Below are 19,983 nucleotides of genomic sequence, written 5' to 3'. Positions count from 1 at the left end.
TTTCAAAGAGCTGTTTTAGCTTCGTGTGCTAGCAAGCTAAAAATATTTTTTAAAGGTGCCGCAGTCGATTCAAAATGCTGCGGCATTTGTTTTGGATCTATTTTTTTAGACATTATCGCAGCTAAAAGTAACGTTTGTGATAAATTCGTGCCGATCTTCATCTTATAAAGTTCATTAACTTGACTCAGATCTGTTATTACGAATGTGTCTGCCTTATGGTCAATTGATGCTAAGAGATTGCCATTTGGGTGATATACCATTTTTTTTACTAAATCCTTGTGAGCATCATGGACGAGTGGTGGAACGATTTGTTGTTTATCCACAATGACAAGTTCATTTTTTTCTGCGTACGTTTCTTGCTTCATTTCCATATGAGGGTGGTGGGCATGAAGTTTTTCGGTGCATTCACTTTTAAATGAGATCTGATTATTTGGTGGGATATGCATGAGCAATTTTTTTGCTGCATAACAAAGGTCTGGAATGTTTGAAATATCCGTACCAATCTTTGATAGAAGACTTGGTTTACCATCAACGAATTTTAAAATTTTAAATCCATCAAGATTTCCGTAGATAATTTTTTTGGCTGTGGGATCATACGCGGCGGCGCGAATATTAAAATCTTGGTCTGTAAAGGTTATGTCGGGCGAATCCTTGGAAGGGGCCCATACAAACAACGTTCCCTTTTGGTCTCCAGATATTAGTTGATCGGTTTCACTGGTGTATGAAACCGTGTTTACCGGTGCTTTGTGTCGGTTAAATTCAAAACGAGTCTGGCCCCCATTGAGGGTATCCCATAATCGAATAGTGCTATCGCATGAACTCGTCGCTAATTCAAATTCGCTTGAGGGATTAAATGCTAACATTGTAATGGTATCTTTGTGGCAGCACAGTGGTTTATAAAATGGTTCAAGCGTATCTGGGTTTAAGATATGAATTTCTTTATCTGCGGCGATGGCTAATCGTAAGCCCCTTTGACTAAAAGCGATGTCGCTTATCTTGCTAAAGGCAATACTTTTTTTGTCTACCGTTACCGAGGGTACTATTTTTGGCATTAAAATTTTTAATATGCTGTGTGCGATTTGCTTTTCTTGCGTAGCCGAAAAATTTTTAGCCGGAATGTCCCCAGTTTGGGAGAATTGCTCAAGTACTTTATCTGAAATAAAACGATTTGCAAAAATTTCTAAAATAATGTTTCCTAAATATTCTGCCCGAAGGTTGGTGCAGATATGCAATTGCTTACCAAGTTCCTCAGCTGATTGATTTGCCAAAAGCATTCGCATGAATTTTTCATCAGCACCAATATTGAGCAGAAATCTGGTAAATGGTTGAAAACTGATGCTTTTTAAATCTACGATTTGTTCTTTGCTTTTTTCAAAAAGCTTACAATGGGTGAGCAATCTTTTAAGTTGATCACCTTCAAATGTATGAGTTGTATCCGCAAAGTTAAGCGTTAGTTTTTCGAAATTCTCTTCTTTTTTTTCATGAAGCGCAGCATAGGCACATTGCGTTAAGCAACACCACCCAATCAAAAACATTATTGAACGCATTTTTTTCCTCCATACCACCCATTTTTTTTAATTATAGTAAACTATGCTTTGCCCGTTCAATAATCTTTATTACGATTGACCAAGCTATGCATGAAAAAGAACTCTTTGATATACTGCACCGAATGCAGATTAAAACAAATACCTATGAGCATGAACCGGCATTTGCCGTTCAAGACGCTGTGGAACTAAAAAGTTTAATTCCTGGATCGTTTGTCAAAAACCTTTTTCTTAAGGATAGGAATAAAAAGTACTGGTTAGTCGTCGCTCTTTTTGAGACAAAAATTCAGCTTAAAAAACTAGCGAAAAGATTAAATGCGCCCGAACTGAGATTTGCATCACCGGAAGAGTTAGAAAAAATACTCAAGGTTCAACCCGGATCGGTAACGCCGTTTGCATTAATGCATGATACGAATCATGAAGTGAATGTACTATTAGATAAACAGATTGAATTAGCGGAAAAGATTGGCATTCATCCGTTGCGCAATACGGCCACCACGCTTATCGGCCCAGAAGATTTAAAAAAATTTATTGCGTATTGCGGTAACCAAATGGCGACAATAAATTTTTCAGAGCTTATTTAGAGGATAAATACTTTAAAATGCGCGTTTCTTCTTTGTGCATTATCGCATAATCTTCATCTTTTTCATGATCGTAACCGCGCAAATGGCAAATGCCATGAACGAGCAACACTCTCATACGATCTTCCAAAGAAACATTTAATTCTTGAGCCGCTTTTTGAACATATTCGAGCGAAATAATCAAATCACCTAGATTTTTTTCATCATCGCAATGAGGAATAATGCGCTCACCAGGTTTAACATCTTGATAGTATGAAAACGAAAGAATATCTGTTGGCTTATCTTTATCTCGGTATTCTTTATTGTATCTATGAATAGTCTTATTCGTGGTAAGCCAAATACCCAAATCAAAATCGCTGTACTTCAAAAAACCAAGAATTTTTTGCGCATCTTTTTTTAAAAGATTTGTATCATAGTTGATTGAGCGCTGAGTGTTTTTAATGGTGATCATTGTTAATTACTTTTGTGAAGTGAGCATAATAAATCGTAAGCCGGAAACGATCCCAACTCCTAATATTGGCCATAGGCCGTATTGGTAAGGTTTCACTTTCTCATCGATTTGATTATTTATCAGGTTGATAGCATAAATTGATCCAGCTCTCATTACAGCATCAAGCTTAGGTTGGTTCACAACTTTGATATTATCTATCGAATTACCTATACGATAACCACACAATGCTGCGGCAGCAAATATGCCTCCCCAAAAAATTGGATGATCAAGGTTTTTTGCTGTTTCCAGTAGTGCGTGCGATTTAATTTTTTGAAAAGTATCGTGTGCATGTACTTGCTGTATTTCTAGAAAATTTAGAAAGAAAAAGGCAAAAAATAGTTTATAGAATTTCATACTCCGTCCCTATATTATTTATAACTGAATTATCATAGAGCGTTGTTCCCCATCTTGCATCAATTTCGATCCTGATTCGTGTAAACCAATCTGATAGTTAATTGTATGCGCGTGCGTAATCCCTTTGATCAATTGCTCTTCACGCTTTAAAAAGCCGAGATGTTCTTCTTGTTGGCTATAAACAGTGAGTGTTTGCAATTCAGTTTTGAGTGAAAGTTGATGTTCAGTTTTCAATTTGCGTACCGCGGTTATGAGCGAGAGCACGGTGCTAATAACATGAACACTTAAATCGAATTCGTATGATTTTTGAAAATCTCTGAATTTTGTTTGGTGAATCGATGACGCAAATGTATTCGGCGCTTGTGTTAGACCATTTCTAGAATAATAAAGCTCTTGGTAAATTGATTCACAAATGTGCGGTAAATAAGGGCTATAAAGTTGCAAAATGCGGAGGCCAACGTTATATAACGTACATTTAGTAGCGGCAACCAATTCAGCTTTGTAATTTTCTGGTTTGAATAATTGATCTTTAACCAATTCTAAGTAATTATCGCAGAAATCTTTCCAGAAAAATTGCTCAATCGCATCGAGCGCCAAATTAAATTCATGCTGATCGAGATGTTTTTTGTAAAGAGCAAAACATGCTGAGGCACGCGCGAGCAACCATTCATTAATTGCTCCCAAATGTGCGGGATGATTTTCTGGCTTAACTTCTTTTGTATGCTCTGCAACAAACAGAAACGCATTCCAAAGTTTGGTGATCAGTTTTTGGCCAATCTTGAGCTGCGTTTCGGAAAATGCCATATCGTATCCCAAGCTTCCCGAAGCGGTCCAATAGCGAATTACGTCCGCAGGATAATTTTTGAGCAATTGCTCAGGATCGGTTTTAGCATTCTCTTTTGATTTTGATAGTTTTTCTTTGCTATCGGATAGCACGTGGCCTGAAATTACAATATCGCGCCATGGAATCGTATCGTGGTGCATCCAAACTTTAATTATCGTATCAAATGCCCACGTACGAATAATATCGTGCGCTTGCGGACGCATGCTCATCGGAATAAAATTAAGAACTTCTTTATCGGAGAATGCACTTTGTGCGTTTTTATTGAATTCGGTATAGCAAATATAGGGCGTAAGCGACGAAGTGTTCCACGTATCCATCACGTCGGTATCCCCGACAATTTCTGAGCTGCCACATTTTTTGCAAACGCCGTTATAGTGCGTTTCTTGAGGATCTATGGGCAACTGGTCAACATCAGCAAGCAAAATCTCTTTGCATTGTGCGCAATGCCATACCGGAAACGGAATGCCAAAAAATCGCTGGCGAGATAAGCACCAATCCCAACTAACATTCTCAACCCAATTTACATAACGCTGTTTCATAAACGCGGGAAACCAATTAATATCATCCGCTAGTGCAATTAATTTCTTTTTATGTTCAATAATATTTAAAAACCATTGCGAGAGTGGCAAATATTCGATTTCTTGTTTGCAGCGCTCATGAACGTTTACTGCATGAGAAATAGGTTTTTGTTCTTTAAGTGCATTAGATTCTTTGAGAAGCTCAATAATTTTTGTCCGGGCTGCGTGCGCCTTAAGCCCAGCAAGCGGCCCGGTTGATTCAACCCAGCGGCCGTCTAGGCCAATCGACTGGCGGAAAGGCAAATTATATTTTTTGTACCATGCAATATCGGTCTTATCACCAAAGGTGCAGCACATCACAAGCCCCGTTCCTTTTTCCGGATTAACGAGTTCGTCTGCTATGAACGGTATTTTATTGCCGAAAATTGGAACAATAGATTCTTTGCCTTGGTATTTCGAATAACGTTTATCCTCGGGATGATACATTAATGCAACGCATGAACTTAAAAGTTCGGGGCGCGTCGTTGCAATAATAAGCTCTGTGCCATCATCTGTTGTAAACGCAACGTTATTGAATATAGATGGTTTTTCTGCATCATCAAGTTCCGCTTGAGCGACTGAGGTGCGGCAATTGGTGCAATATAGTGCCGGTTCAAAGCGGCGATACACGAAACCTTTTTTGTAGAGCAAGATAAATGATTCTTGGGAAATTTTGCGCACTTCTGGCGATATGGTGGAGTAACATGCATCCCAATCGACCGAAAGGCCCATGCGCTGCCAAAGCTCTTCAAACTGTTTTTCTACGCCAGCTGTTTCTTCAAGGCACACGTTGATAAATTCGGAACGTTTCATGCTGTGCGCAGAAATTGCTCGTTTTTTTTCTACATACCTTTCAGTAGGCAGGCCGTTATCATCAAAACCGAATGGATAAAATACGGAAAATCCGCTCATCCGTTTAAAGCGGGCGATAACATCTGTTTGGGTATAAGAAAAAATATGGCCGATATGCAAAGAGCCGGACACCGTTGGCGGTGGGGTATCGATCGAATAGAGTTTGCCCGGGTTATTTTCCGTTTTATACGTATTATGCTCTAGCCAAAGTTTGCGGGCTTTTTGCTCGCATAACTGATGATCGTATTTTTTTTCCATGAATGAACCGCTGGTAAGTATTTAAAAAACTATCTAATGTTCATAGTTTAAACGAATCATTAAGGACGGTCAAAAATACTATTTTTTTCAGCTTTCTCAACGCTCTGATGACGTTTATTCTTTCTAATTATCAGCCAGCATTGCTCACGGAGTAACGATGGAAAGATAAAGGTAATTTATCACCGATCTTTTCTGGGCAAAAGTATTCCCAAAAAAAGGATCGATCCGGTTGCAAGGCAAACGCTACTGGCGTAACCACAGATCTTTCCATATTTTTCATAATTATTTTGATAACAGTGATGTTTAGCTGTATCAAAACACGCTGCTGCCATAACAAGAGAACAAGAAGCAACTCCTATGCCAGCGGTGATTTGTTTATTCAAATCGCTTTCATCTGGTGGTTGGCTATATGCCCAGGATTGATTTATCAACAATCCAACAATAAGTAAACTAATCTTGTTTGATATTTTCATATATTTTTGATTTGATTGAGTTTTGAATAAATTCTATTGGACGGTACTAAAGATTAGTTATTGGTGATTTAATCCCGGTCTATTACTATTCCCGAGCCAACCACGTAGCTTGCAATAATAGCCGCTGAAGACGTTATGCCAGTGCCGTAGCTAATGAAGCGTAGGGTGTTGCCCGCACAATAATGATTATTTTGCGCCAGCTGTCTCCCTTTGTCCTCCAGTTTGGATGCTATATATAATCCGGAAATTCCCACACCAGCTAGAAGTGTCTGCAAAGCAAAGACGGCAGGAGTTTTATATTTGTCTATCTGCCCTGTTGGATTTCCATGGGCTATCGAACAGGTTGCTAAAAGTATGAGAGTTAATTGTCGCACTAATTTCATAATTGCCTTATTTGTTTAATTATTTCCTGTGTTTATAATAATCGTTTCTTGCGTGTTATGCAATTAACGAGAGCAATTTATGGTTATAAAAAAAATATGAGTCTGCCAGATTTGGTTAAAAAAGAGATATTTAGATTTCAAACAGATGTGTCTTATGCTTTGATACAATAATCATACAGTGATCGAGCAAGCACAGCGCTGCGCAATAAAGCAAACCCCGAAATAGTACTCCAGATATAAGGAGCGTAGTTGACTGATTGAGGTGGATTGCCTGCATTTCCAGGATTTTGCCTTCTAGTACGAAAAATAATATTGCTTGCTTTCGAAAAAAAATTTCCGATGTAAGACAGTTGATTGAATTCAATATTACGTGCAGTTTGTTTATTTTGTGCATCGATTAAATCGTACGCCATGCGTCCGCAATAGAGGCTGCAAGCGGCGGTAGCGCCGAGAGCTAATAATGCGCTTGTTGCTTGGCTTGGTGTTTCAATTGTAAGGCGCTCAAAATAACTTACTGGCAGGGTTTGCGTTGACACGGCACAAAGTGCGAGAAGCGAAAACTGTAATTTAAATCTTTTAAGAAATATCATATAACCTCCAAGTATTTACTAATATAAATTTACCATTATTGAAAAAATAATCAAATATGGCAAATATTATACTCCGCTATCTTTTAAGGCGATTAGCTTTCAGAAGGGGATTTTACATCATCTAAGCATGAGTTCATGAGATAATAGCCAGCGTAAACAATGAGCGCAGTGACGCCAAGGGCAATCCATGGATGATCGTACGATTCTTGGTAAATTTTTCTTCGATTTGCTTGAAGATCAATACGTTTGAGGTGTTCCCATAGAGCGGAGCCTGAAAAATAAGTGATGTATCCTGCCGTGCCCAATAGTGCTATTTTTGCGCCAAAAAAGGTAGCTTTTTTTACCGTCCATCCCTGGGATTTTTGAGCTGCCAGAATTTGCTGATTTGAATTAGCAAAAAGTAAAATTAAGATAATTAAAACTATTCCTTTAAGTAATTTCATCTAATCCTTTCAACCAAAATTAAAGAGCGAAAATACTTAAAGAATTATATAGAAAAAGAGGGGAATTAATATTGAAAAATTATTATGAATAAAGTGATTTTAAATGCGGCCAAGCATAGATTGCCAAACCTAAACCTATAGCAGCTGGGGCCATTGCTGCATTAATCAAAATTCCTTTTTTGCGTGTCTGTGCCGGCTGATAGGTTTCATCCTTATACCAATTATAGCTTTCCGCAAGAGAGGCAACTGTCCAAACCCCGCAAACAAATATGGCCGCTTGGCGCGTTTTAGTAAATTCTGAGAATTTTGAAACTAATGGTATATTCCAGCCTTCAGCGGGCAGCATTTGTGAACTTATAGCCAAAAAAAGAGCTGCGCATAGTAATTTTTTTATATTTTTTTTCATAGGTTTTCCAATTAATAAAGTAATACTCAGCCTTATTCTAATATTTCTATTATAAATTATCATGGTAGTGCAGATCTGTCAAGTTGGGCTAATTTTATACAGAAAACTGTTATATTAGGTTTATTTTTTTAGTCCCCAGAATGCGTTGGGGTAATCGTTGCGAATCAGGAGGAGCGCGCCGCCTTATTTAATAGTAAGCCTGAAAGACCGAGTAACACGATCGAGATTCCCAAGCACACGCGAGGTTCTGTAAAGAATTTTACAGTTGCACCCGCGAATAGTTAAGTCCGTCTTGTTGCTCTGCAGGAGAAATCGAATCTTTCCGGTAGATCTTGAGGGAGACGCATTATGAGCTATCATATTAAATAGCAGAGTTCCCCTACAAAAGCGGGTGAATACTGCGCCCGTAAATAATAGTGGCTTTGGAACATTATCCAATGGAAAAGAAAATAAATTTTGTGGATTATTCAAAAATAATGTCCAAAGAAGCAACGAAAAAAGTTTCATAAAAAATCCTCCGCAAGATGAAAATCATTATTTGATTCTACTTGCGGAGGTAATTTTATCGAGAGCCTATTTAGGAAGCTGCAGTTTGGCTAGGTGGTTGCAATCTTCTATCCAATTCAGTTAAAATCGCACGCGCAGAATTTTTCAAATCGTCAGGCACATCGGGTTTTTGCACGTAAGATGCAAGAATGTCTCTCGCCTCGTGCTGTTTTCCTAAATCGTGCAAACATGCTGCGATGCGAAGCTCGAGGTTTGCCATTTGAAAGTTGAGGCGCTTTGCCATTTGGAATGAGTCAAGCGCGCTTTGTAAATCTTTTGTGCGAACATAGCATTCAGCCATATTGTACCAAGATCTTCCATCGTTTAAGTTTCGATTTACTAAGAAACGATAAATTTGTATCGCTTCAGGATATTGTTGATTCATGGTGTATGCATAGGCCAAATTGAAGGTGTGATCGTAGGAGGTTGGGTCAAATTCGAGTAATTTTTGATAGGCAAGAATGGCCTCTTGGTATTTTTGCATTGCCATTGCCATGGTTGCAAGTACGGTGAATCCGGCTACATTATCAAGATCTCCTTTGGTGCAAGCGTCTTTAAATGATTGGAGTGCGAGGTCATACTTTCCTTGGTCCATATACATTTTTCCGTAATTGAAATAGGCCTTTCCATAATATGAACGAAGCTGTAATGCAATTTGTAGCATCTTTTCAGCATTTTCATAATCTTTTTTTGCGATAAAGAATGAAGCGAGATTATTGTATCCCTCAGGATAATTGCGGTGAATATTGAGGGCTTGCTTCATCGTCTCAATTGCCAGGTCGATTTTATTAGTCGCAGAATAAGCAACCGCCAAATTATTCCAAGGATCTGGATAATTGCGATCCATATCGATCGCTTTTTTATAAAGAGGAATAGATTCGGCCATGCGCCCTTGTTCAGAAATTGCTACGCCTAAATTATTATAAGCGCGCGCTTTCATGGGAGCATTTTTGATAATGTTTGTCCAAAAATCTTCGCCGGATCTCCAAACTTTATTTCTTTCGGTTGTCATGTATCCCAATGGAAGGCAGAGAAGCAAAGCAAAAAGATAATTGATTGCAGGATGAGCAAACTTCGGTGATTTTTTTTCAAGCGCATCTAAAAGGATTTGATTTAGTTTAACGAGTGCGCATGCGAGTAAAAAAAGCACCCCAAAAGATGCAAGATAGGTTTTATAATCCACGAGCAATTCCGAAGAGGGTATTATTGATGAGCGAGGGGCGATAGCGATCGCAAACCATAAAGCTGCAAATCCAATAATCGATGTTCTATCTCGATAAAGCAAACGACCAATAGCGAATGCACAACCCGAAAGCAGAAGAAAAAATAGAATGCAATCGGGTGCAAAAAAACTTGAGACTAATTTCCAATCGTATTCAACACTGATATCAAACGGCCAAACGAACATAACAATATAGTGAGTGATAACTTTAAATTGCGAAATAAAAAAATGGAGGGGTTTAATAGGATCTGATTGGTTTTGTGTAAGTATATTCCCGATATTATTACGCGCTTGCATTTGCAAGCCTATGGCATTCGTAAAAAAACTTGGCTTGAGATAATAAAGATACATTCCCCAAACAACCGTCATAAGCGATACGTGAATCCAAAGTCTTGATTTAAGCGATTGCCAATTGCCCTGTGCGATAAAAAACCAATCGCAAAGAAGTGTCAATAAGGGAGAAACAATAGCAATTTCCTTTGTGCCGGATGATAAAAGGCCGAGCGTTAAGAGGAACATAAAAAGAAATGCTTTTGCCAAAAATCTTTTTGCTTGAGTAAGTGACAAGAAGATAAGGCAAATCGCAACGGTAAATAGTGTCGCAAGCCCTTCAAGTTGTCCTTGAATAACATACGAAACTGTTTGCGTTTGCACGGGATGCAACACGAATAGAGCTGCAGTGCAAAAAGCGATCCCAAGCCTGTTTTCGGTAAAAAAGTTGCGACGCGTAATTAAAGAAAGAGCATAAAATATAAAAAAGAAAACAACGACACCGGTGAAGGTGTGTGCAGCAACATTAAAAAGTCTATAGCTAAATGGATCAAATTTTCCAATTTTATAATGAATTGAATTGATCCATCCGCTAATCCATCGAGCATACGCAAGAAAGAAATCGGAAAATCCATGATGCCGAATATTGTAATAACGCTGTATGTTAATAATATCATCAAATTGGAAATCGTAATGGAGAGACGGGTAATAAAAGAGAAAAGGTAAGACGGTAATTGCTAAAAGAGAGAGAGCAAATTGAAGTCGCGTTATCGCTGAAGGCTTAAAAAATTCCTCGTGCGCCGGTTGAGGCTTTGCCTGCTGTTGAACTGTTTTTTTTGTTTGCTTCATTTAAAACTCCTTTAATTTACCTTGAACGAGTTCGTAGTTTATCCAAAGCAATAATTTTGGCAAAGTTCTTAAAATGGGTCAATTTGACCGATTTACCCATTTTTCCTAAACTGGAGAAAAATAGTCTTTATAAATCGAGTGAATACTATGATTTCATTAAAAACTGCTGAAACAATTATCGCGTTTGTTTCGTTTGCGTTTGCTTATATTGTGAGCACGACAACTTCCGGTTATGCTCAAGCGTGGGCGGCTCATAAAATGGGGGATGATACACCTGCGCAAGTTGGCTATTATTCTTGGGATCCTTTTGTACATGTCGATCCCCTTGGCGCTCTTTTTTTTATGTATGCAGGCATTGGCTGGGTTCGCTTCATTCCTCTTAATCCGCTCAATCTGCCAACCATGTGGCGCCGTGCAGTCGTCTACTTATCTCGCTGCGTTGCCTACTTTTTTGTGGCACTGTCAGCGCTCATTCTTCTTTTGCGCATCTGCGGCACAGAACTTGTTACCACTGCAATGAAGATGGCTCATTCTGGTTATCTCTCTCTTAATGCTCTTGCTGGTTGCGTGAGCGCCGATTCTTCTTGGATGCTCGCGTTAACACTTTTATTGGTGGTAATGATCTATTTAAGTATTATCATGGGCGTCTTGAGCTTGATATTAGATGGCTTTAGATTTGTTGCAGTCACTTTTTTTCCTGACAATGATCTATTTAAAGAGGGCGAACTTATGAGTATTATTATTCCTCTCTTTTTTATTATATTCTTTACCTATTCATTGCGCATGGTTGCTTTGAACGGAATTTCATATCTTGGTTTTTTTATATCATCATTTTTAGGAGCTTCGTAATTATATGAAGCAAGCGACGATCGATAATCAATTTGAACTTCTTGCAATGGGCACCGTGCAAATTGTTTCACCTGAAGATCTTAAAAAAAAATTAATGCGTGGTGTTCCGCTGAAAATTAAATTGGGGTGCGACCCCACAGCTCCCGATCTTCATTTAGGGCACGCAGTCGTGCTTTCAAAAATGAAACAGTTTCAGGAATTTGGGCATCAAGTTATTTTTTTGATTGGCGATTTTACTGCGCGCATAGGCGATCCGACAGGTAAATCAAAAACACGGCCACCACTTTCTGATGAAGAGATTGCGCATAACACTGCAACCTATTTTGCGCAAGTTGGAAAGATATTGGATCCTGATAAAACGATCATTCGTTTTAATTCTGAATGGCTTGCAGAGCTTTCTATTAAAGATTTTGTAAAATTATGTGCAAAATCGACCCTTGCTCGTTTAATAGAGCGTGAAGATTTTTCAAATCGTTTAAAAAGCCATGAACCGATTGGTTTTCATGAACTGCTTTATCCGCTCATGCAAGGATATGATTCTGTCGCATTGGAAGCGGATGTAGAGCTTGGCGGAACCGATCAAACATTCAATTTGCTCATGGGCCGTTTTTTGCAAGAACATTATCGCCAAGAGCCACAGGTAATTATAACAACGCCGTTGCTTGAAGGACTTGATGGCGTGCAGAAAATGTCTAAATCGCTGGGCAATTATATTGGTCTCACCGAGCCTGCAGATAAAGCGTACGGAAAATTAATGTCGATTTCAGATAAGTTAATGTGGCGCTACATGGAGCTTCTTCTTCATACGCCTGCTGCAACAATTAGCATGTGGCAAGAACGCGTTGCGGGCGGCTCAACTCATCCAATGGAACTAAAAAAACAAATGGCTCACGATGTTGTTTCACGTTTTTGGTCTCCAGAGGAAGCGAAGAAAGCACAAGAACAATTCGAAGCGCTTTTTCAGCAAAAAGATTATTCGCAAGCAACACCAGTTTCGTTGGCACCACATTTAGCAAATCCTCTTTGGATTGTTGATTTGCTCAAAGCGTTGGATGCAGTAAGTTCATCGTCCGATGCAAGAAGATTGATTGAAGCAGGGGCAGTAAAAATTAACGATGAAGCAATCACAGATTTTAAAGCTCAGATTTCTTGGAAGTCTGGGATGAACATTAAAGTTGGAAAGCATCGTATTTTCAAAATCCAATAATCAAATACTCATTGTAGGGGCGGCACATGTCTTATTTATTAAAATTGCGGACCGTTGGTCTCGTTTTTATTATTTGCTCAGCTTTTCAGTTTATTTCGGCTCATGATGAGGGTCCAATCAAAGCCGAAACGAATAATTTGTTGATTGGAATTAGAGCCGTTCCGAAAAAAATGGTCGAATTTCTTGCAACACTTCAGAAATATTACGAAGTGAAAGCTGAAACAACGAATGAAGAGGCTCCCACCATCATAGAAAAACCATTAATTAAGTCTATGGGTGTAAAACTTGCTCCATCAAATAATTAACATAAATATTATTTTTGCATTTAGGAATTTACCGTGATAAAACAAAAAGCTTTGATTTTTCTATTTTTGGCATGTGCGCATTCAATGTATCCCATTGAAACCATGCACGATGCAATCAAGCAAGGCCAGATAGATAAAATTCAAGCTGTTTTACAAATGAAGTATCACTTTGATCCAGTTAATCAAACTTTTTCGTGCGATAGAATTGTTGCAGAAAAAGACACGATCATTTCAATGCTTCGTGATTTAAAAACGAGTAATGAAGCGATAGTAGATGCCATAGATGATAAAGAGAATGGTGTTTCAAATGGATTGAGTTCTATTGGGGCGGGTATCGCATTGCCATTCATGGCTGCTATCGGACTTATCCTGCCGATAGGATTTACTTGTGCCACCGAAAACATATCCAATGACTTAAGAAATATACGCTACGCATGTTATGGCATCATTGTTCTAGCTACGGCTGGCGGTGGCTTTGGGATGGTGCGCGGTGCTCAATTGATAAAAAATGCTGGCCCAGCCGATGATCTGAGGGATGCGCAAAAAGAAATCGACGAAAAATCAAAATTATTTTTCAAACAGCTCAATACTTACTGCGATGAGCATCGCATTAAATTGTCCCGAGAAGTACAAACAGAACTTTGGTCGTTTGAGGATTTTCTAAAAAAAGATTAATACATCTGCGTATTGCAAGGGGCCTTAAAGGCCCCTTTTTTACTTATAAAACAAATTTTTATCGTCATTAAAAATTTGTTATGATTGCACCCGTCCTGTAAAAGAAGAATTAGAAGGAGTTGGTAATGAAGAAAGTTATTCTTTGGAGCTTGATAAGTATTTCTGCATGTGCATCGCAGATCGATTATTGGCGAACGGTTCCTTGCGAGCAGTTGAAAAAGCATCTAGAGCATGAGCTTGAAAAGCCATATGATACAAGTCGTGATTTTCCGGTACTTACTTTTGTGCAATGCCCAGAATTACTTCAAATCATACTTCAAAAAATTATTGATAAAAATAATCCAATTCATCAGGGAGTCTTAAAACGAGCTTTGCGGCATGCAATAATGATAGATCAGATAGAGAGCGCCCGCTTGCTATTAGAATTTGGCGTCAGTGCCGTTTCTCGGAGTGGCGATCCAATGAACTATGTTCGCTCAGAGGAGATGGTGGATCTTCTTGTAGAATTTGGGGGCCATGTTAATCGCACTGAGGATTATTCAACACCGCTCTATTGGGCACTTGATGGCAGATTTTTAAGTGCGGTAAAAGGACTTTTACATCACGGTGCCGATAAAAGCGCCGTATCTCGAAAATTTAAAACTATTTCGCTCAACCAATGGCTTGATCAGGAAGAGGGTAAAGCCCAAGCTTTTCGAGATGACGAATATTTGAATTTTATTTTACACGTACGTGTAATAGCCTCTTTATGAGATTTCTCTTAAAAAAAGGAAATGCCATATGATAAAAAAAATGCTTTTAATTACTATTTTTTCCGGTGCGCACCTAGCACTTAGCGTTAATCCAGATAAGCCTGCATCAAATGATCCAGATATTGAGGTGCTCGAAATGGTCGCTCAAGGCAGTTTAATCATTAAAAAATCGTATGAACCAGACGCGTTGCATGTTAACGCCAACCTTGAAGCGACGCTCTGGAGGCTGGGAAAGGTTTTTGCATGCATAAAGGCTGGCCGAGCGGACGTACCTACTTTTTATAAAATGGGTGCCCCGCTATTATTAAATCGGGCGATCAGGTAAACGAAAATAGACACTGAGGCGATCCTGTAAAATGCAAAAGAGCTATAAAATATGCCGCTTCTGTGTTATTTCAGATTGACAATAATTGCATATCTGCTAGAGTAAAAATGAATGGAGGTTATCATGAAAAAATTCATGACGTTTATTATTTGTGCATTTATTTTTACAAATTCTTGGTGTGATTCTCTTAAAGAATATAAAGAAGCTATTAGTAGAGCAAAAATCGATTTGTTTAAGGAATTGCTACAGGCAAAGCATAAAGCTTTTCTTATAGAGAAAGAATGGCAATTTGCAGAACAGACATTTCAGGGTTATTTTCCTCAATCGATAAATGATCAAACTATTTTGCAATACTGTAGTGATTTTCAAACATTGGATTCTTATATTCAAAGCTGTTGCGATAAGGCAGATCAAAGAATTAAAGAGTTGGAAAAACCGCAATCCACAACGCAAAAAATTAAAGAATACATTATGCCCCTAACTTACATGGGTCTAGGTTCGTTATTTTATTATTTTGGTTATAAAGATTTACAAAATTATTTCCAAGCATCAATTGGCAATTTAAAGCATCCACTGCTTTATGCGGCTTCAGGGACGATTCTTTTAAAGTACGGTTCTTGGCTTTATGGTGAACGGAAAAAAAACATAGTTGTTGAACTCAAAGCAATTCAGAACGGCAGAAATAATCTTGAAGAGATGAAAAGTATTTTAAAGTCTGTAGAGACTTCATTTGCTGATCATATTAACTCAATGAAAAGTAACTATAAAGCTACATTGCCCGTTAGCGCGGCGAAAGCTTTAAAAGCACTAGTTTCTGCGGGGCTTGCATAAGAAATAAACGAGGAATTTAAGAAAATTGAATGGATGGTTATATCATGAATAAAAAAATAATAATTGCTCTCCTTGCTGCGTTTGTTGGTTCAGGCCAATATTGCATTGCTATGCAAATTGCGCGTAGTTTTAAAACTAACATCACAACGAAAGCGCCTCGCTACAAAGGACAGTGGCACATAGCTGCAGGAAATGATCAAAAATTTGAAAACGTCTTGCATAAAAATTATGCGTTTGATGGTAACAAAATAAATATTCATACATTAGGGATAATTACGCCCGATAAGCAAATTGATCAGAAACAGTTCAAAAAAATTGAGAGCGATCTTAATAGTTTCGCTCATTCAGCACTTTTAATGTCGCGTCCTTCAGTTTCATATCCGTATGATTTTTTCAGAGGAGCTTTGAAAACATCTGTGTTTCTTGGTGCTGCAGCTTTTTGCAGTACGATGGCTGGATTGAATGGGCTTTTTCCTGAAACTGAAACATTGCTTTTGCTAACGACGATTGGTGGCATTGGCGGTGCCATGGGAAGAAATTTATTGCCAGTATTACGCTGGAAGCCATGCTATCTCTCGGCGCAGAAAGCATCTCAGTCCTTAAGCAATGCGGTTTTACAGCATAGTAAAGACGTTGAAAGATTAAAGCTCGCAAATGAGCACGTAGTGCATAACAGTGGTTTATCGGCATCGGTGCTCTCAGCTCCGAAATTAGACTAGCTGAAATTATCTTGAGCGAGCGCTTTTGATTAAGTTGCTCTTAAAGGGTAGAATGAAAAATAGAGAAAAATCGCGCAATCAAAAATTCATGAGATGACTAAAAATTTAATGAATCGAGATGAGATTCAGCAAGTAAATAAAATTTTTTAGGAATAAAATGAAAAAAATATTTTTATTAATTTCGATTTTTACGATGCTGCCGCTGATAGCGGAGCAATCGCAAGAATCAATGTGGAAAAAAATTGCCCCAACAGTTGTTGCATCACTTAAAAAGGCGATTATGAATCCGTTTGCAGGATTTAACGTTCCTTTCAGCAAAAATAATCAGCTCAGTTTTTCAAAAATAAGTGAATTTATCAGACAGCGCAATCCGTTTATTGCTGGGCTCGCAAAATATGCACCGATAGTTAAAGCTGAAACCGATAGCGTGCGTGGCAAGCGCTTAGCAATGGCAGTGCACAAAGCGGGGCTTAATCATAAATTGTATAATACTATCCAAGAAGACGATGTTTATAAGTTTGAACAAAAACTTGAAGATGGCGCTGATCTCAGTAAGGCAAGTGATTATCTGATGACCGAGAAAATAGAATGCTCAACATTACTTAATCGCTATTTGTTTAAAAAATCGCACTGTGACGTTCTCGATCAAATGGATAAAATACTTATTCGGTTTGTCAATGAAGACTTAAAAAAAGATGAATACAGATAGCAGTAGTTTCTTCACGAAAAATTATAGGCAAGCATACGCTTGCCTATTTTATTTTAGTATCGAGCAAATGAAGCAAATAATGTAAAAATATTTCTCTAATTCTTCCAATTAGTGCATATTTTAATCAGCTATGTGGGACAAAAATTTTCTATCCTATTAAACGAGGATTTATATGAAAAAAAATTTACTTCTCAAATTACTTTTCTTTAATATTCTTTGCATGCAATCGATCTGGGCAGTTCCTTTCTTTTCCAGTACGCCATTAGATGGATTAAAAAATAGTGTAGCTGATTATAATGTGGATCAATTTAGAGAAATTCTTAAAGCTTCTTATCACTTCCATCGGGTCAATAAATCGATGAGTTTTGACGTCGAGACGGCGTTGCTTAGGAAATGCGAACACAAGTCCTTGGATACCGCACGGCTTTATCAAATGGTTCACGATTTTCAGGAATTAAAAAAAGCGATACAAGAAACTAAAGACAAAACCAGAACTGAATACGTTTTAAAAGGAGGTGCTTCTGCTGTAACTGGAATAGCTTTCGGTGCATTTGCTCTTTTTGCAGCATGGAAAACACATCAAAAATGGGAAGCAATTTTGGAAAAAAACCAAGAAACGGTACATGCAGGTATCGTTGCTGGGACTGCTACAATATCAGTACCTGCGCTTTATTATGCTTATACAACTGGCCAATTGAGCAAAGCATGGAATTATGAAGAAAATCGCACTAAACTTGCCACGATTGAACAAGATATCCAACAAATTGCAAAGATTATTCAGGATCGAGCGCAAAGTTTTGCCGATGATGATACGAAAAAAGTATTAAAAAACTTTGTCGAAGAAATGAACATTTCTGGGGCTCAAAGATAATAACTGCCATTTTTTATATTATTCGGCTTGTGGGTGGTGCGATTTTTCAAAATGCGCTAAATATGCTATTATAGAGGTATGAAGAGCCCATTTAAACTACACTCACCATTCAAACCTGCTGGATCTCAGCCGGAAGCAATTAAGCAATTAATTGCCGCTCGGCCAGGCCCAAAAAGTGACGTTCCCGCTCGTTCAACCCTTATTGGGGTGACCGGATCGGGTAAAACGTTTACTATTGCAAACGTTATTGCAAACCAGAATAAGCCGGTGCTCGTGCTTGCGCCAAATAAAACGTTGGCGGCACAGCTTTATGAGGAGTTTTCGGTCTTCTTTCCAGAAAATAAAGTTTGTTATTTTGTCAGTTATTACGATTACTACCAACCAGAATCGTATTTACCTGCGCAAGATATTTATATCGCCAAAGAGACGAAGGTGAATAGTGAAATCGAACGTTTGCGCGTCGAAGCGGCAGCTTCGCTCGTGAATCGTAACGATACGATCGTTATTGCGTCGGTTTCGTGCATTTATTCTCTTGGTAATCCTTCAGATTATCGAGATTTAGGATTTGCCATTAAAATTGGGCAAACGATGAAGCGGCAAGATCTGATTCATCAATTGTTGTTTATTCAATATAGACGCAATGAGATGGATAAAAGTGCTGGTACTTTCCAAGTTTATGGCGATACGATCGAAGTTAATTTACCGTATCAAAAAGAAAAATTACGCATTGAGCTTTGGGGAGATACCATTGAATCGATGGTATGGGTTGATAAGCACAACAATAATGTGCTTATGAAGCTTGATAACACAATTATTTTCCCCGCTAAGCATTTCGTTACCACTCAAGAGAAAAAAGACGCGGCAGTTCTCAGTATTCAAGCGGAGCTTGATGAATGGGCGCCAAAAATGAAAAATCCCGTCTATCAAGAGCGAATTAAGCAGCGCGTATCTCATGATATCGAAATGATAGAAGAGCTTGGCTACTGCTCCGGCATTGAAAACTATTCGAGCCATTTTGATGGACGCCTTCGTGGTGAAAAGCCCTATTGCCTTTTAGATTTCTTTCCAAAAGATTTTTTACTCATCGTTGATGAATCGCACGTTGCGATCCCGCAATTGCGCGGCATGTATGCTGGCGACAAATCGAGAAAGCAAGCGCTCATCGATTTTGGTTTCCGTTTACCATCAGCATCCGATAACCGTCCGTTAAAATTTGAAGAAATTGAAAGCTATTTTAACGATACGATTTTTGTATCTGCGACGCCGGGTGATTATGAACTCTCGCATTCAAGCACGGTTGTAGAGCAACTTATTCGCCCAACTGGCTTACTTGATCCGGTAGTTGAAATTCATCCACGCCAAGATCAGATGAAGCATTTAATTGAGAATATTAAAAAAACAAAAGAAAATGGATTCCGGTCGCTCGTGATGGTGATGACCAAGAAGTTGGCAGAACAGCTGGCGACCTATCTTGAAGAACAGCAAATAAAAGTTTGTTATCTACACAGTGAACTCAAAACGCCTCAGCGAAGCGAACTTCTGCAAAAACTTCGCTTAGGAATTTTTGATTGTTTAGTTGGCGTTAACTTATTGCGTGAAGGTATCGATTTGCCGGAAGTTGCGCTTGTCGCGATCATGGATGCCGATATTGAAAGCTTCTTGCGGGATAAACGCTCATTGATTCAGATTATGGGGCGCGCTGCGCGAAATACTGAATCAAAAGTGGTTCTTTATGCAGATAAAATTACCGAATCTATGAAAAAAGCGCTCGATGAAGCGAAGCGGCGCCGTTCGTTACAAGAAGCTTATAATAAAGAACACAATATTACGCCAAAAACGGTAAAGCGGGATGTGGTAAAAAGCATCACCAATATTCAAGCAGCGATTGCGGCAGCTTCTAAAGGCAAAAAGAAAAAAGAGGTTTCACCAATGACTGAGAAAGATATTCTCACGCGCATGGTTGAACTTGAAACGCTCATGCAAGCAGCTGCCGATTCTTTTGATTTTGAAAAAGCAATCGATCTTCGCGAAGAATATCTACAGCTGCGCGCGAAATTAGAATCTAACAACCAGTAAAA

The 19,983-nt window shown here is 38.5% G+C and carries 22 protein-coding genes; 12 read left to right on the top strand and 10 right to left on the bottom strand.

Going from position 1 to position 19,983, the window contains the following annotated elements:
• Window positions 1-2: 2 nt before the first annotated feature.
• Window positions 3-1,547, bottom strand: a complete 1,545-nt coding sequence (locus VHO47_04775) for a hypothetical protein (GenBank protein ID HEX2978406.1) — start codon at window positions 1,545-1,547, stop codon at window positions 3-5.
• 86 nt (window positions 1,548-1,633) lie between these two features.
• Between VHO47_04775 and VHO47_04770 the strand changes: the two genes are divergently transcribed.
• A complete protein-coding gene (locus VHO47_04770; protein HEX2978405.1) occupies window positions 1,634-2,128 on the top strand; it encodes a prolyl-tRNA synthetase associated domain-containing protein in 495 nt (164 codons plus the stop codon).
• Here the strand turns inward: VHO47_04770 and ybeY are convergent.
• The 9 genes from ybeY to VHO47_04725 form a co-directional block, all read right to left on the bottom strand.
• Window positions 2,121-2,576, bottom strand: coding sequence for an rRNA maturation RNase YbeY (ybeY, locus tag VHO47_04765; GenBank protein HEX2978404.1), 456 nt, complete (start codon window positions 2,574-2,576; stop codon window positions 2,121-2,123). The two genes, VHO47_04770 and ybeY, sit on opposite strands and share 8 nt — an antisense overlap.
• Before the next feature lie 6 nt (window positions 2,577-2,582).
• A complete protein-coding gene (locus VHO47_04760; protein ID HEX2978403.1) occupies window positions 2,583-2,969 on the bottom strand; it encodes a hypothetical protein in 387 nt (128 codons plus the stop codon).
• Window positions 2,970-2,987: 18 nt separating this feature from the next.
• The gene (locus VHO47_04755) at window positions 2,988-5,480 is read right to left on the bottom strand and encodes a valine--tRNA ligase (protein ID HEX2978402.1); all 2,493 of its coding nucleotides are present in this window, start codon (window positions 5,478-5,480) and stop codon (window positions 2,988-2,990) included.
• 179 nt (window positions 5,481-5,659) lie between these two features.
• Complete coding sequence (locus VHO47_04750; protein HEX2978401.1) at window positions 5,660-5,953, bottom strand: hypothetical protein; 294 nt, start codon at window positions 5,951-5,953, stop codon at window positions 5,660-5,662.
• Between the two features lie 68 nt (window positions 5,954-6,021).
• Window positions 6,022-6,336, bottom strand: a complete 315-nt coding sequence (locus tag VHO47_04745; protein HEX2978400.1) for a hypothetical protein — start codon at window positions 6,334-6,336, stop codon at window positions 6,022-6,024.
• A 152-nt stretch (window positions 6,337-6,488) separates the two neighbouring features.
• Window positions 6,489-6,926 (bottom strand): hypothetical protein, encoded by a 438-nt coding sequence (locus tag VHO47_04740; protein HEX2978399.1) that lies wholly within the window; start codon window positions 6,924-6,926, stop codon window positions 6,489-6,491.
• 92 nt (window positions 6,927-7,018) lie between these two features.
• Window positions 7,019-7,369: a hypothetical protein gene (locus VHO47_04735; protein ID HEX2978398.1), complete on the bottom strand. Its 351-nt coding sequence runs from the start codon at window positions 7,367-7,369 to the stop codon at window positions 7,019-7,021.
• An 82-nt stretch (window positions 7,370-7,451) separates the two neighbouring features.
• Entirely contained in the window at window positions 7,452-7,775 is a 324-nt protein-coding gene (locus tag VHO47_04730) for a hypothetical protein (protein HEX2978397.1), read from the bottom strand.
• A gap of 577 nt (window positions 7,776-8,352) precedes the next feature.
• Window positions 8,353-10,662 (bottom strand): tetratricopeptide repeat protein, encoded by a 2,310-nt coding sequence (locus tag VHO47_04725; protein HEX2978396.1) that lies wholly within the window; start codon window positions 10,660-10,662, stop codon window positions 8,353-8,355.
• A 147-nt stretch (window positions 10,663-10,809) separates the two neighbouring features.
• Between VHO47_04725 and VHO47_04720 the strand changes: the two genes are divergently transcribed.
• The 11 genes from VHO47_04720 (at window position 10,810) to uvrB (ending at window position 19,981) form a co-directional block, all read left to right on the top strand.
• The gene (locus tag VHO47_04720; GenBank protein HEX2978395.1) at window positions 10,810-11,511 is read left to right on the top strand and encodes a hypothetical protein; all 702 of its coding nucleotides are present in this window, start codon (window positions 10,810-10,812) and stop codon (window positions 11,509-11,511) included.
• Window positions 11,512-11,515: 4 nt separating this feature from the next.
• Window positions 11,516-12,718, top strand: coding sequence for a tyrosine--tRNA ligase (gene tyrS, locus VHO47_04715; protein ID HEX2978394.1), 1,203 nt, complete (start codon window positions 11,516-11,518; stop codon window positions 12,716-12,718).
• Between the two features lie 26 nt (window positions 12,719-12,744).
• Window positions 12,745-13,023: a hypothetical protein gene (locus tag VHO47_04710; protein HEX2978393.1), complete on the top strand. Its 279-nt coding sequence runs from the start codon at window positions 12,745-12,747 to the stop codon at window positions 13,021-13,023.
• 33 nt (window positions 13,024-13,056) lie between these two features.
• Window positions 13,057-13,698, top strand: a complete 642-nt coding sequence (locus VHO47_04705; protein ID HEX2978392.1) for a hypothetical protein — start codon at window positions 13,057-13,059, stop codon at window positions 13,696-13,698.
• A 125-nt stretch (window positions 13,699-13,823) separates the two neighbouring features.
• A complete protein-coding gene (locus tag VHO47_04700) occupies window positions 13,824-14,450 on the top strand; it encodes an ankyrin repeat domain-containing protein (protein ID HEX2978391.1) in 627 nt (208 codons plus the stop codon).
• Window positions 14,451-14,478: 28 nt separating this feature from the next.
• Window positions 14,479-14,775, top strand: a complete 297-nt coding sequence (locus tag VHO47_04695) for a hypothetical protein (protein ID HEX2978390.1) — start codon at window positions 14,479-14,481, stop codon at window positions 14,773-14,775.
• A gap of 123 nt (window positions 14,776-14,898) precedes the next feature.
• On the top strand, window positions 14,899-15,606 hold the full coding sequence (locus VHO47_04690; protein HEX2978389.1) for a hypothetical protein: 708 nt from the start codon (window positions 14,899-14,901) through the stop codon (window positions 15,604-15,606).
• A gap of 44 nt (window positions 15,607-15,650) precedes the next feature.
• Window positions 15,651-16,325 (top strand): hypothetical protein, encoded by a 675-nt coding sequence (locus VHO47_04685; GenBank protein ID HEX2978388.1) that lies wholly within the window; start codon window positions 15,651-15,653, stop codon window positions 16,323-16,325.
• Between the two features lie 157 nt (window positions 16,326-16,482).
• Window positions 16,483-17,034 (top strand): hypothetical protein, encoded by a 552-nt coding sequence (locus tag VHO47_04680; GenBank protein HEX2978387.1) that lies wholly within the window; start codon window positions 16,483-16,485, stop codon window positions 17,032-17,034.
• 172 nt (window positions 17,035-17,206) lie between these two features.
• Window positions 17,207-17,905 carry a hypothetical protein gene (locus VHO47_04675; protein HEX2978386.1) on the top strand — a complete coding sequence of 233 codons (699 nt, stop codon included), beginning with the start codon at window positions 17,207-17,209 and terminating at the stop codon, window positions 17,903-17,905.
• A gap of 78 nt (window positions 17,906-17,983) precedes the next feature.
• The gene (gene uvrB / locus VHO47_04670) at window positions 17,984-19,981 is read left to right on the top strand and encodes an excinuclease ABC subunit UvrB (protein ID HEX2978385.1); all 1,998 of its coding nucleotides are present in this window, start codon (window positions 17,984-17,986) and stop codon (window positions 19,979-19,981) included.
• Window positions 19,982-19,983: the final 2 nt, after the last annotated feature.

The sequence above is a fragment of the Candidatus Babeliales bacterium genome (genome assembly GCA_036260945.1).
GTDB lineage: Bacteria > Babelota > Babeliae > Babelales > JACPOV01 > JACPOV01.
The sequence above is the reverse complement of the archived record's forward strand: the minus strand, read 5'-3'. Positions and strand labels throughout refer to the sequence as shown.

Coding starts and splice junctions, on each gene's coding strand:
- VHO47_04710 (HEX2978393.1), top strand. CDS start 12,745: ATGTCTTATTTATTAAAATTGCGGACCGTTGGTCTCGTTTTTATTATT.
- VHO47_04680 (HEX2978387.1), top strand. CDS start 16,483: ATGAAAAAAATATTTTTATTAATTTCGATTTTTACGATGCTGCCGCTG.
- VHO47_04740 (HEX2978399.1), bottom strand. CDS start 6,926: ATGATATTTCTTAAAAGATTTAAATTACAGTTTTCGCTTCTCGCACTT.
- VHO47_04745 (HEX2978400.1), bottom strand. CDS start 6,336: ATGAAATTAGTGCGACAATTAACTCTCATACTTTTAGCAACCTGTTCG.
- VHO47_04750 (HEX2978401.1), bottom strand. CDS start 5,953: ATGAAAATATCAAACAAGATTAGTTTACTTATTGTTGGATTGTTGATA.
- VHO47_04700 (HEX2978391.1), top strand. CDS start 13,824: ATGAAGAAAGTTATTCTTTGGAGCTTGATAAGTATTTCTGCATGTGCA.
- VHO47_04775 (HEX2978406.1), bottom strand. CDS start 1,547: ATGCGTTCAATAATGTTTTTGATTGGGTGGTGTTGCTTAACGCAATGT.
- uvrB (HEX2978385.1), top strand. CDS start 17,984: ATGAAGAGCCCATTTAAACTACACTCACCATTCAAACCTGCTGGATCT.
- VHO47_04695 (HEX2978390.1), top strand. CDS start 14,479: ATGATAAAAAAAATGCTTTTAATTACTATTTTTTCCGGTGCGCACCTA.
- VHO47_04725 (HEX2978396.1), bottom strand. CDS start 10,662: ATGAAGCAAACAAAAAAAACAGTTCAACAGCAGGCAAAGCCTCAACCG.
- VHO47_04675 (HEX2978386.1), top strand. CDS start 17,207: ATGAAAAAAAATTTACTTCTCAAATTACTTTTCTTTAATATTCTTTGC.
- VHO47_04730 (HEX2978397.1), bottom strand. CDS start 7,775: ATGAAAAAAAATATAAAAAAATTACTATGCGCAGCTCTTTTTTTGGCT.
- ybeY (HEX2978404.1), bottom strand. CDS start 2,576: ATGATCACCATTAAAAACACTCAGCGCTCAATCAACTATGATACAAAT.
- VHO47_04770 (HEX2978405.1), top strand. CDS start 1,634: ATGCATGAAAAAGAACTCTTTGATATACTGCACCGAATGCAGATTAAA.
- VHO47_04735 (HEX2978398.1), bottom strand. CDS start 7,369: ATGAAATTACTTAAAGGAATAGTTTTAATTATCTTAATTTTACTTTTT.
- VHO47_04720 (HEX2978395.1), top strand. CDS start 10,810: ATGATTTCATTAAAAACTGCTGAAACAATTATCGCGTTTGTTTCGTTT.
- VHO47_04685 (HEX2978388.1), top strand. CDS start 15,651: ATGAATAAAAAAATAATAATTGCTCTCCTTGCTGCGTTTGTTGGTTCA.
- VHO47_04690 (HEX2978389.1), top strand. CDS start 14,899: ATGAAAAAATTCATGACGTTTATTATTTGTGCATTTATTTTTACAAAT.
- VHO47_04755 (HEX2978402.1), bottom strand. CDS start 5,480: ATGGAAAAAAAATACGATCATCAGTTATGCGAGCAAAAAGCCCGCAAA.
- VHO47_04760 (HEX2978403.1), bottom strand. CDS start 2,969: ATGAAATTCTATAAACTATTTTTTGCCTTTTTCTTTCTAAATTTTCTA.
- tyrS (HEX2978394.1), top strand. CDS start 11,516: ATGAAGCAAGCGACGATCGATAATCAATTTGAACTTCTTGCAATGGGC.